This window comes from Vibrio sp. D401a, assembly GCF_030248515.1.
GTDB classification, from domain to species: Bacteria; Pseudomonadota; Gammaproteobacteria; order Enterobacterales; family Vibrionaceae; genus Vibrio; species Vibrio rotiferianus.
In genome coordinates this window covers 95,521-107,357 of the sequence record NZ_JAHGAI010000008.1, presented here as the reverse complement: position 1 = coordinate 107,357, position 11,837 = coordinate 95,521, and the positions used below count along the sequence as shown (strand labels likewise).

The window sequence follows — 11,837 nt, the reverse complement described above, 5'->3', positions numbered from 1 at the left end:
GCTCGTTACACCTTAGGTAATGTGATGGCGATTTGCGTGCCATCCACATGATCATTCAAAGAGTAGATATACATTTTGCCGCCGAGCGCTTGCACGCGTTCTTGCATGCCGCGAACGCCCATGCCTTTCATGCAGTCTTCGGTTTTGAAACCAATGCCGTTGTCAGCGATGTTCAACGAAATGTTCTCGTCAATCGACAGCTCGATTACGATAGACGTCGCATTCGCGTATTTAGCTGCGTTGTTTAACGCTTCCTGACACAAACGGAATAGGGTGACTTTTAACGTGTCGCCCAAAGACTCATAGTCGCCTTGCCAATCAAGCACAACGCGAGTGCCATGATTGTCGAACTCCATTTCACGGGTTAGCTGGTGAACGGAATCTTTCAAATCCAAATCATCGAGCATTTTCGGACGTAGTTTGCTCAGCAGATGTTTGGTGGTGTCATAAACATTGAGTGAGAGGTTCTCGATCATGTCGGCACAACGTGTGTTCATTTCTGCGTTATCAACGCGCTTAATGATGCTCGCTTGGGTACGAATAGCCGTGATGTTCTGACCAATCTCATCGTGCAGTTCTCTTGCCACGTCACGACGAACCGATTCTTCCGCTTGAATGAGTTGTCGGGACAAGGTTTGGTTTCTCGACAATTCGCCACGAAGCTTTTGGTTAAGATCTTTTTGTTTCTGCACCGCTAAACCGAGCATGATGCCCGTTAAGGTTTGTGCCGAAAGGGACAACAGAAGGTCGGTGATTTCCAGATTCGAAACACCACTTCGCGCAGCAATCAGCGCAATACTATTTAACATGGTCGCAAGAAGAGCGCCTTGCCAGCCATAGCGTAGCGCCAGCACAATGATTGGGATTGCCATACAGAAAGGCGCGAAACGTTTTAACTCATCTGGCAAACTGGTTTGAACTAAAATGCTGGCAATCAATAGCACGCTATAAAGCAGAATATGACGAACTTTGAACTGAACTTCGTTGGCTAACAAATTCGAGGTCAGCGGTGACCAAGGGCTTTGGAAGAGGTAGTTCCAGAGTAGGTAACACATTGGCAGCACCAACAACCCCCCCGCAATGCTCGCTAACCACGCCATGTAGACAGATTGAACGTGATAACCAACCGCAAGTACGTTAATGCAAGACGTCACGAGTAACACGACCGCCATCACCGCTAAGTGCTGATTCTGATCGCCTTTGTAATAACGTTTAGCAAGGTAAACAACCGGAATGCTCAGTACGCTGGCCACCAACACCATCAACCATTGTGGCTGTTCAAGAAGTAAAGCGAGTGCAACGGTTAATCCCCATTCGGCGAGATAAATCGTTGCCCAATACTTTGTACGCGTGTGCAGTGTTAACCCCAAACGTAATGCGAAGGGGAACAGCAAGATCGCCAGTTCAGCATCATTCACAAAGTAATAAGCGATCACCCACAGGCAGAACCACGAGCATCCCGTCATGAATAAACCGCAAATAGAGGTGATGGTGTAGCTACGCATTAAAACGACTCTTGCGAGAACAGTTTGGCAAGCTCAACGTTGTTCTTTACGCCAAGCTTGTCCATGGCGTTTGCACGGTGAACGTGAACGGTTTTATGGCTTAAGCCAAGCTCAGTGGCGATTGATTTCACATCTAAACCACGAGCCAGCAATTGGCATACTTCGTTTTCTCGGCGAGTCAGTTGAGTCAGCGTCGCCGCTTTGTCACTTGGTGTGGCGAGCTTCAACGCAATATCAGGCGTTAGGTAACAACCGCCCGATGCACTGGTTCGTACAGCTTGAATCAACTCGTCAGGGCTACAACGTTTACTTAGGTAACCTTTTGCGCCGAGTTTAAGTGACTTTTCAACCATTGCCGGAGAGTCATGCACGCTAAGCATGACACAAGCAATGCCAGAAGGGATTTCGGAGAGTAGTGTAAGCCCACTTTCGTCTGCCATCGAGATATCTAGGATAACCACATTTGGCTTGCACGCAGGTAATCCTACTCGAGCTTCTGCTACCGAGCTAAATTCACCTACAACATTCATGTCTGTTTCAAGGCTCAGCAATTGAGCAAATCCAGAACGAACAATGACATGGTCATCAACAAGCGCTACGTTAATCATCTTAAATACCAAACTTCAGCAATACACAAACGAAAATGAGCTCTCAAAGAGCTCAATAAAAACCTACTATGATACTAAATTGACCAAGTTTATTTAATGATCTAGCGCGCTTTGACTGGCAAAGCGCGCTGTTTGATTAAGCTTGGTTTTCTGCGAGTTCAAGCTTCTTCTTGTTTTGACGAATCTTTTTCTCTTCTGCGATAGCAACGAAAGCAAGCAAAATAATACAAATCATTGCTGAGGTATCTAGGGCAGCGAACGTACCTTTCCAACCCGTAAGACCAAAGATTGGTGTACCGTCTGCAATCATACCTAGACCCAGTTTCGCGAAGCTGTCACCAATTAGGTAAGCGAATGTGCCTTTTACGCCGTCTGCCACACTGATTGCTTTCTTAGGAACAAAGCCAACCGCGGCAACACCGATAAGCAGTTGAGGACCAAATACTAGGAAGCCAAGAACAAATAGCGACGCTAGGTACATGAACTCACTGGTTGCGTGTTGGTAGAACTCAAGTGATACGATGATCAAACCCAAAGAAACACAAGCCACTAGCGCACGGCGACCATTTGCAAGGTCAGATAGGTAACCCCACATCAAAGTACCCACAAGCGCACCCACTTCGAATAGGGTAAAGCCAGAGATTGCTGCTTCTTTTGATAGACCAAGTTCTTGGTATGCGTAAACCGTTGACCATTGGTCGATACCGATACGCACGATGTAAAGGAAGATGTTTGCGAAGCAAAGTAGCCAGATCACTTTGTTTTTCAGAACGTACTCAACAAAGATCTCTTTCTTAGTCATTTGATTGCCTTCAGCCGCTTCGTCTTCTTCGCTGACTGCTTCATCAAATAGCTCTTCTACTTTACCTAGACCGTAGGCTTCAGGAGAGTCGTTACCATAGCGCATACCGATGAAACCAACGATGATCGCAATGATAGAAGGGAACACGAACATGCCGATTACGTGACCGTCGAACAAGTAGTTTGCACCAAACAGAGCCACACCTGCAGCACCCGCGCCACCTACGTTGTGAGACATGTTCCAAAGACCCAGGTAAGAACCACGCTTGTTACGCGGTGTCCACTTAGTGATGGTCGAGTAACTAGAAGGACCACCAGTACTTTGGAAGAAACCACTTAGTGCGTAGAACGCTACCATCAAGAACAAGCTCGCGCTGCCTCCACCCATGCTGAAACTGAAACCAAGCATTGCCAGACCAGAAAGGATAAGCATGAAAGGAAGGAACTGCTTAGTGTTTTTACCATCAGCGTAGTAGGAAACTACGGTCTTACCGATGCCGTAAGTAATCGAGAAACCGAGGCCAATCAAACCTAGATCTGTCATCGACAAACCGTAAGTAGAAATCATGTCGTTTTGCGCGACGTTGAAGTTTTTACGGATCAGGTACATGGTCAAATAGCCAATAAATACCACTAGGTAAGATTGGATAAATGGTTTGAACCACATTTTTCTACGCGCTTCGACCGGAAGGTCTAGGGTAGGCTTCCGGACTTGTTCAAGGAATTTTAACATCGTGAACTCTCTTGTATTAGTGTGATGCACTTGCGTGCTCGCTTTCTTTTAACTGTCGGCGATTGTAGAGAGTCCGCTTTTGAACCACATGAGAGGAGGGCTTAGATCGACTAGGAAAAATTCCTAGAAAACTAAAATTGAACCTGAAAGCGTGAAAATCGTCACATTCATAGTTCTATAAATAGAAGTGCGAACAAGTATATATGGCGTGAATTGGCAAGTATTAATATGGCTGGAGAGTTATGTTCTCATATCCAGACGAATAGACTCGTCTAGCCCTGAGTGAGTCGTCTCTCAATATCACATAGCACTTAGGGCGCGACTAATGACAGCATGGACGTTTGTGCATAAACTAGAATAATCCTCGGTATTTTAAGATGATAGCTTGCATGTCCAATACAGATATCCCTTTGGTCCACTCGGAAGAAGTAAAGTTGTTTGCCACGATGCTCAACGAACTCGATGGCGATATTCATTCCTTACTTGAAACCGCACGTATGCCACAAGATATTCTGTCCAACAATTCCCTTGATACGTTTGTTCCGGAAAGTGCACTAAAGTCAGTATTCCAAACCTTAGGTGAGCGTGCATCGCCTGAGAAGTTTGCCTTGCTAACTTGGACGCTTTGCCACGACATCTACGTCCCTAGGTTTGCCAATCAAATTACCCAAACGCACTCACTTAAAGTGGCATTAGAAGAAGTCTCTGAACTACTAAAACAGATCTCCGATAACGTCAGTATTTCTGTCCAATCTGGTGGCGGTAAATGGTGGCTCGTCAGAGAAAAGCAGAACGCTGATAGAGAGTGGTTTCGTTATGCAGAAATGTTCTCTGCCATGTTTATGAATGAATTGTTGAAGAAGTTGATTGGTACGCAATGGAGACTAGCAGAAGTCGGAATCCAAGATGTCGAAGCAGAGCCGTTCCACCAGCTCCCGGGAATGAAAAGTGCCCAGTTTTTTACTGGACGCCCCGTTACCGCAATTTCTATTCCTAATGAATGGATTGATAAAGCGATAGTTTTTTCGCCATCACAAGCCGTTCATCATACAGCTATTCGTGGTGATGACGATAAGTTTAGTGCCGCCTTAGCAAGAGCACTAACCCCATACCTCTCTATGGGTAAAATCTCTATCCAGTTTGCTGGAGAGTTGATTGACATGAATGCTCGCACCATACAAAGGCGGCTAGCAAATGAGGATACGACGTATAGAGAGGTGATCGAAGGCTTGGTGCTTAAACAAACGCTAGAGCTTTTAGCGGACCGAGACCTGAGTATCACGCATATTGCGCTCAAAACAGGCTACTCCGATTCTGCTCATTTCACGCGTGCATTTAAGCGAATGATGAAAATGACACCTAAAGCGTACCGTCAATCTTTGTTGAGCCCCTCCGCTAAATGAAACGTAACACATAAAACCTCTGAATTTTTGGAGTTTTTAGTGTGAATTCACATTACAGAGTTAATATCCGCATGTTGTCATGTAAAGGCAATTAACCTTGCTTGAAGTTCTTCATTATGGTTCGGGTGGGAAAAGTCGGGTTTACGCCGTATCAGATCATGAAAATGGGCACATCGAACGCAGCGGAAGTCTTGAGCTGGTCGGGCGGTATGAACCCTTATAAATACGGAAAACTAGGCGTGGTAGAGCCGGGGGCTTATGCTGATGTTGTGCTGGTGGACGGAAATCCTCTGCAAGACATCACAATTCTTAACGATTACCAAGATAAATTCAAAGTAATTATGAAAGACGGCAAGATCCACAAGAACACCTTGTAGTAAACTCTTTCGACTATTTGGGGGCACAGGTTGTCCCCAAATTTTTCTCAAAAAGACAAAGAACCTATTCAAGGGAACGTATGAAGAAGTACCTATTGGCTGGCTTAGTTTTGCTAGCTTCATCGAATGTATCTGCCGATCAATTGAGCTGGGAGCAACTGCTGCCGGTGAATGTTCCTCAAATTGAAGACCCATTTGTAAAACTCACCGATCAACAGCTTTTCGAACTTGGTTCTCTTGCTAGGTATCGCGATTCTCAAAATCTCAATGACCAGCAAAAGCAAACCATGAAAGAGTTGGAAGATAGCTTAAAAGCTGACGATTTAGACATTGAATGGCTGTTCAAAAAGCGCAAAGAAATTACTCAACATCGTCGCATGCTAGCGTCGACGCCAAACGTAACACTAACAGAAGAAACGTATGAAATTCCTGGTTTTGTAACGCCTGTAGAATTTAACAATGACGTTGTCACAAAATTCTTTCTTGTTCCAACCATGGGCGCTTGTATCCATACGCCACCACCACCAGCAAACCAGATTGTATTAGTCGATTACCCGAAAGGCCTAAAGCTCACATCTCTTTACGAACCTATTTGGGTTAAAGGGGATCTGCACATTAAAAAGACCAAAGCGGATGTATCTTATTCGGATGGAGCTGCAAACGTAGAGACTATTTACCAAATGGATGATGTCTCTATTCGACCTTATCAGTAAGAATCGAATACAGAAAACTCAGAAAGCAGTGAGCTGTCGCTTAATGGCAATTTTCAAAAATCTGAATCATTAAACTCTTGTTGTATACATCAACTTAATGAGAAGCCAGATATGAAAGTAACTGTTCCAAAGCTTAGTTCTATTGCTCTTTCACTTGTAGTGGCGTCATCGGTTAACGCGGCAAACTTCGGTAGCCCAAATTCGGTAGACAATACTATTACAGAGAACACTCGTGAAAAACGCACATGGCGAGAGTCGCTAGCCGAAAATCATAGCTTAACGTTTGGTTTGGATTACCAAGCGCTTGGCTTAACTGCCTCTGACCCACAACGTGCCGGTGAAGATGCCGCAAGTGCTGGCGTAGCGCGTTTTTATGGTAGTTGGAATTTGGTTGGTCTTGAATCTGGTAATACTGGTGGATTGGTTTGGAAAGTGGAACACCGCCATGCTTACAGTAAATTATCGCCAAAAGAGTTTAGCTTTATTGGAAACGGGTTAGGTTACGCGGGCATGATTGGTTCTGCATATAGCGATCAAGGCGCGCGTTTGACCAACCTTTACTGGCAGCAGCAACTGAATGGTGGAAAAACCGCGTTCATGGTCGGCTTTTTAGATACAAGTGACTATGTTGATACATATGCATTAGCCAGTCCTTGGACAGGTTTTACTAACCTTGCTTTCAGTACAGGCGGAGGGGCAATTGGTCTGCCTGATGATGGTATTCTCGGCTTAGCCGTTGGACACATGCTGACAGATAAACTTCTATATGGTTGCTGGTGTGGCTGATGGTAAAGGGCGTTCAGACAAGCCTTTTGATGGTTTCGATACCTTATTCAACGATCATAAATTGTTTACGACGTTTGAACTGGGTTGGACGGCTTCTCAAGATCAAATCTATACCGATAACGTCCACCTAACGGCGTGGCATTTGGATGGTGATACGCAGCATAACTTGACGAATAAAGACAGCGGTCAGGGGATTAACTTCTCAGCAAGTTACTTTGCTACAGAGCAATTGATGCCATTTGTTCGCGGTGGTTTCTCGGAAGGTGATGTAGCGCTTTATGATCGCTCGCTAACGGTGGGGATTGGTTACTTTGGTTTAGGTAAACCAACCAACAACCTAGGCTTCGCGGTTAACTGGAGCCATGTAAACGATAACCTAGAACACGCTTATGGTGTGGATGACTCTGAACAATTTACCGCCGAGCTTTACTACAACATGCAGTTGAACGACTACATTCAAATCACACCGGATATTCAGTACATCAAAGACCCAGCATTTTCGAACAAAAGTAGCACTTGGGTATTAGGTCTTCGCGCGAGAATATTCATCTAGATGATTACGTTTATTTGCCTTACCAAGAATAGCTGTATATAAATACAGTTATTCTTGTTTTGGGTTAATTTTGCTATCGCAAAGAGAAAGGGAAAGGCAATGAACATCGCGTTAAGAGACAAAATCATTCAGGTGTGTAAGAAGAAAATAGAGCAGAAAGGCGACAATGTTGGCGTGTCCTTTTATGCCTTTTTCGCTAATAAGAATGACAATCCTGAGTTATTGATGGAAGCGGCGACTTGGTGGATTCAAACTCATCAACTCGACCACTTTGAAAAAGCGACTAAGATTATTCAATTAGTCGAATCCGAGATGTAAAAAGGGGCACATTACGTGCCCCTTTGTCCAAGCAAAATTAGAGATTAAGCTTTTGCGAACTTGTAAGTACGGTAACCGCCAAGCAGGTTACATGCTTTAAACCCTGAGTTTACAAGTTGACGATAAGCGACGTTACCGCGTAAACCGACCTGACAATAAATCACGATCTCTTTGTCTTTCGGCAGTTCATTCATACGTTGACGAAGTTGGTCAACAGGAATGTTAATAGCGCCTTCAATGAAGCCTACAGATTCCAACTCTCCCGGATTACGAACATCAAGCAGCACTTGGTCTTCTGACAGATTGTCGATTTCATCAAAGTGAATCGCAGTTGCATCGCCTTTAATGATGTTGCTGGCAACAAAAGCTGCTTGGTTAATCACGTCTTTTGCAGAGCCATACGGTGGCGCATAAGTTAACTCTAGATGCTGAAGCTGTTCTACGGTCATTCCAGCACGTTGAGCTACAGCCATTACGTCAATTCGCTTATCGACACCATCTTTACCTACGGCTTGCGCCCCTAAGATCTTGCCGGATGCAGGATCAAACAACATTTTGAATGATACAGTTTCTGAACCAGGGTAGTAGCTAGCGTGGCTTGCGGCATGAACATACACTTTTTCATAAGCGATGTTTTCACGTTTAAGCTGTTTCTCATTTTTACCGGTAGAAGCCACTGCTAAATCAAAGATCTTACAGATCGCAGTACCTTGTGTTCCTTGGTAAGTTTCTTGGCGGCCAAGCATGTTGTCTGCCGCCATACGGCCTTGACGGTTTGCTGGGCCAGCCAAGGGAACAAGCGTTTGTTCACCAGTGACAAAGTCTTTCTCTTCGACTGCATCACCAACCGCATAGATTGAGGGATCGCTGGTTTGCATGTATTCGTTGGTGTAGATACCGCCGAGGGCGCCAATTTGTAGCCCCGCTTCTTGTGCGAGTTTTGTCTCAGGACGCACACCAATCGCCATGATCAGGATATCGGTATCCAGTTGCTCACCATTGTTGAGTGATAGTGTTAGCTTGCCTTGAAGGTGTTGATGCTCATCATCTTCACCTGCTTCTGTGTTAGCGACAGATTGGTTCGCAACGTATTCGACCGAAGAAAGGGCAACGCCTAAGCGCAGGTCGACGCCTTTCTCACGAATCTCGGCATGAGCGAAGCCAGCCATTTCACGGTCTACTGGCGTCATTACTTGATCCGCCATCTCAACTAATGTGGTTTTCACGCCTAGCTGGTGGAATGCTTCCATCATTTCTAAGCCAATAAACCCTCCACCAACAACCGTTGCATGTTCAACTTTGTTAGTCTCAATTGTTTTGATGATGCCATCCATGTCAGGGATGTTACGCAGAGAATGCGTCAGTGGGTTATCAATGCCCGGGATAGGCGGGACAACTGGACCTGCACCAGGGCTTAATAGAAGAAAATCGTAGCTTTCTTGGTATTCAGAACCATCAAGTAAGTTCTTTATGGTTACGCTTTTGTCTTGACGATTAATTGAAACCACTTCGTTCATCACACGAACGTCTACGTTGAAGCGGGTTAAAAAACTCTCCGGAGTTTGAAGTAGTAATTTGCTGCGTTCTTGGATGTCACCACCAATGTGGTATGGCAAACCACAGTTTGCGAAAGAAACAAATGGACCGCGTTCAAACATAATGATTTCTGCGTCTTCACTAAGACGACGGGCACGAGCTGCTGCAGACGCACCGCCAGCAACGCCACCAATAATCACGATTTTGCTCATGGATTTCTCCTACTGAATGATCGAAAACGCCTACACCTTACTTAAGTAAATTAGTAGTGTCTAATGTTATTTATTCTACATTAGTATTGACTTAATAATGTTAATTAGTAATATCTAATAAAAGTTAACGTATTGATGAAGGGGCATAAGAATGGGCGACAGTATGCTACAAAGCGCAACTGAAGCGAGTGATCTACTTAAAATTATGGCTCATCCAGAGCGTTTAATCGTAATGTGCAAGCTGATAGAGGGCGAAAAAGGGGTTGGAGAGTTGTTTGAAGGTTCTACTTTAACCCAATCTGCTTTTTCACAACATTTAACCGTTTTGAGAAAACACGACATTATCAAAGCCCGCAAGGTTTCTCAGCACGTCTTCTATTCTATTTCAGATGAAAGAGTTGGGCCGCTTATTGAAGCGTTTAACCAAGTTTTCTGTAAGCAATAATTCAAAGTTTATTTTGGTGGTAGCTATGTTTGAAGTTCCTTGGATGTCGTTATTAGGCGGCATAATGGTTGGCGCATCGGCAGTCATATTGATGTTATTTACTGGTAAGACTGCTGGAATTAGTGGGATCTTAAATGGTGCAGTTGAGAATGCAGATCGCGTTTGGCGAATTGTCTTCTTAATTGCGATGGCATTGGGCGGTGTGTTTGCTGTTTATGCCCTTGGCAGGCATGTACCAACTGAGTACAGCGGCTCTCTTGCTTTAGTTGTCGCTGCTGGCTTATTTGTCGGTGTCGGTACCCGTATCGGTAATGGCTGTACGAGTGGTCATGGCATTTGTGGAATGGGGCGTTTCTCTATCCGTTCTGTAGTCGCTACGTGTACTTTTATGGCAACAGCCATGTTAACTGTCTTGCTAGTATCGTGAGGGATAGTGTCGTTATGAAAACTGATGTTTTGAAAAATGTTAAGCAAATTTCCATCGTTGCGTTTTCTGGTGCGCTCTTCGGAATTGGAATGGTAATTTCCGGTATGGCTGATCCGGCAAAGGTGATTGGTTTTCTTGATATCACAGGTGCATGGGATCCAAGCTTAGCCTTTGTTATGGGCGGGGCTCTTGCTATTTTCGTTCCGGCTTATCTTCTATTAATAAAGCCAAGAAATGAATCTGTGTTTGGTGACGAGATTGTCTGTCCGACTTCTAAAACGATAGACAAAAAGCTAGTTGTTGGTGCGGCACTGTTTGGTATCGGGTGGGGCTTGCTGGGAGTGTGTCCGGGTCCTGCGGTTGCCAGCCTTTTCACTGGCAACACGCAAGTCCTGCTATTTATTGCAGCGATGCTGGTCGGTTCGTTCACCGCCAAAAGAATGGTTCAACGCTAAAAAGAGTTCTTCAATGCTAAAAAGTGAGCGTCGTAGAAACCGGGCAATGGTCACTCAGTTTATAGTCAAGCACATCTTGTGTTTTGAAAACGTTTTGCACACCAGAAGATGCATTTAAATCACCGCTCACAATAATGTGGTCTATCACTGAGCGGAATTGGTGGGTTTTATTCGGATTACGATTAGAGCGCACCTTACATTCCGCTTTGGTGTTTTTGGTCACTAGCCTTGCATCGGTATTATCCGATAGCACTTCCCATAACCAATCACCTCGATAACCTAGGTTGTGGTTAAAGTCGCCCAGCACGACATATTGTTGTTGATTGTCCTCGCGCGCTTTTATCCACTTGGCTAGCGCCTGTCCTTGTTGTTTCACAATCTTACAATCGCGGTTATTGCGATACGCGCCACTGCAACCCGCTTTTAGATGTACAGAGAGTAGGTGAGTCTCTTCATCTTGATTTGGATTCAAAACAAGGTAGCTAGCGAAGCGCAGCTTGCTATTGCCTCGTGTGATAGAAAAATCGGGCTTATCTAACACACTCACACCGCTACGTACTGCGAAGCCCGTGTACTGATTGGTGTCGTTGAACTGAAGATGTTGGTTAGACTTGTTAGCGCGATCAGACAGATAGATAGTGAAATTATTACCAACGGCTTTTTGTATAGCAGCGGCGCTTTCTACTTCTTGGAAAGCAAGAATGCCCACCTGGGTTTTATCCACATAGTGGTTCAGTTTTTCAAAATCTTGTGATGTTCTAGAAACTTTACTGCCATCTATAGATAACCATTCAATATTCCAGCTGGTTAATTTGATTGAATTTTGAGCAAATGAAAAAGAACTAAAAAGTAATATCGTCGTAACAAAAAGTGATCGCATTTTGGTCTGTTGCACTCCTATTTTTTAGCGCATTCCTTTCCATCCTTTATCCTATAAGACCTCTAAAAAAAGCAAGTGGATTTCG

General features: G+C 44.5%; 12 protein-coding genes and 1 pseudogene. 8 read left to right on the top strand and 5 right to left on the bottom strand.

Features of this window, described 5'->3' with window-relative positions:
- Window positions 1-5: 5 nt before the first annotated feature.
- The 3 genes from uhpB to uhpT all read right to left on the bottom strand — a co-directional run bounded on the left by uhpB (window position 6) and on the right by uhpT (window position 3,647).
- A complete protein-coding gene (gene uhpB, locus KIV41_RS04745) occupies window positions 6-1,505 on the bottom strand; it encodes a signal transduction histidine-protein kinase/phosphatase UhpB (protein ID WP_039839243.1) in 1,500 nt (499 codons plus the stop codon).
- A complete protein-coding gene (gene uhpA / locus KIV41_RS04740) occupies window positions 1,505-2,113 on the bottom strand; it encodes a transcriptional regulator UhpA (protein ID WP_005435246.1) in 609 nt (202 codons plus the stop codon). The genes uhpB and uhpA overlap by 1 nt, the downstream gene beginning before the upstream one ends.
- Before the next feature lie 136 nt (window positions 2,114-2,249).
- Window positions 2,250-3,647: a hexose-6-phosphate:phosphate antiporter gene (gene uhpT, locus KIV41_RS04735; RefSeq protein ID WP_045388798.1), complete on the bottom strand. Its 1,398-nt coding sequence runs from the start codon at window positions 3,645-3,647 to the stop codon at window positions 2,250-2,252.
- A gap of 389 nt (window positions 3,648-4,036) precedes the next feature.
- On the opposite strand from uhpT, the gene KIV41_RS04730 reads away from it, so the two are divergent.
- The 5 genes and pseudogenes from KIV41_RS04730 to KIV41_RS04710 all read left to right on the top strand — a co-directional run bounded on the left by KIV41_RS04730 (window position 4,037) and on the right by KIV41_RS04710 (window position 7,797).
- On the top strand, window positions 4,037-5,050 hold the full coding sequence (locus tag KIV41_RS04730; protein WP_285335785.1) for a helix-turn-helix transcriptional regulator: 1,014 nt from the start codon (window positions 4,037-4,039) through the stop codon (window positions 5,048-5,050).
- A gap of 116 nt (window positions 5,051-5,166) precedes the next feature.
- Window positions 5,167-5,427, top strand: coding sequence for an amidohydrolase family protein (locus tag KIV41_RS04725; protein ID WP_045388792.1), 261 nt, complete (start codon window positions 5,167-5,169; stop codon window positions 5,425-5,427).
- Between the two features lie 80 nt (window positions 5,428-5,507).
- A complete protein-coding gene (locus KIV41_RS04720; RefSeq protein ID WP_010451735.1) occupies window positions 5,508-6,140 on the top strand; it encodes a DUF3299 domain-containing protein in 633 nt (210 codons plus the stop codon).
- Window positions 6,141-6,251: 111 nt separating this feature from the next.
- Window positions 6,252-7,479, top strand: a pseudogene (locus KIV41_RS04715) (carbohydrate porin).
- Window positions 7,480-7,578: 99 nt separating this feature from the next.
- Window positions 7,579-7,797 (top strand): DUF6500 family protein, encoded by a 219-nt coding sequence (locus KIV41_RS04710; protein WP_005446898.1) that lies wholly within the window; start codon window positions 7,579-7,581, stop codon window positions 7,795-7,797.
- Between the two features lie 44 nt (window positions 7,798-7,841).
- On the opposite strand, the gene KIV41_RS04705 is transcribed toward KIV41_RS04710, so the two are convergent.
- On the bottom strand, window positions 7,842-9,545 hold the full coding sequence (locus KIV41_RS04705; protein WP_252042717.1) for an FAD-dependent oxidoreductase: 1,704 nt from the start codon (window positions 9,543-9,545) through the stop codon (window positions 7,842-7,844).
- A 151-nt stretch (window positions 9,546-9,696) separates the two neighbouring features.
- On the opposite strand from KIV41_RS04705, the gene KIV41_RS04700 reads away from it, so the two are divergent.
- The 3 genes from KIV41_RS04700 to KIV41_RS04690 are packed head-to-tail and all read left to right on the top strand — an operon-like array spanning window position 9,697 to window position 10,872.
- Window positions 9,697-9,990, top strand: a complete 294-nt coding sequence (locus KIV41_RS04700; RefSeq protein ID WP_010451739.1) for a helix-turn-helix transcriptional regulator — start codon at window positions 9,697-9,699, stop codon at window positions 9,988-9,990.
- Window positions 9,991-10,015: 25 nt separating this feature from the next.
- A complete protein-coding gene (locus tag KIV41_RS04695) occupies window positions 10,016-10,417 on the top strand; it encodes a YeeE/YedE family protein (RefSeq protein ID WP_010451740.1) in 402 nt (133 codons plus the stop codon).
- Between the two features lie 14 nt (window positions 10,418-10,431).
- The gene (locus KIV41_RS04690; protein ID WP_285335784.1) at window positions 10,432-10,872 is read left to right on the top strand and encodes a YeeE/YedE family protein; all 441 of its coding nucleotides are present in this window, start codon (window positions 10,432-10,434) and stop codon (window positions 10,870-10,872) included.
- A gap of 16 nt (window positions 10,873-10,888) precedes the next feature.
- On the opposite strand, the gene KIV41_RS04685 is transcribed toward KIV41_RS04690, so the two are convergent.
- Window positions 10,889-11,752: an endonuclease/exonuclease/phosphatase family protein gene (locus KIV41_RS04685; protein ID WP_010451742.1), complete on the bottom strand. Its 864-nt coding sequence runs from the start codon at window positions 11,750-11,752 to the stop codon at window positions 10,889-10,891.
- Window positions 11,753-11,837: the final 85 nt, after the last annotated feature.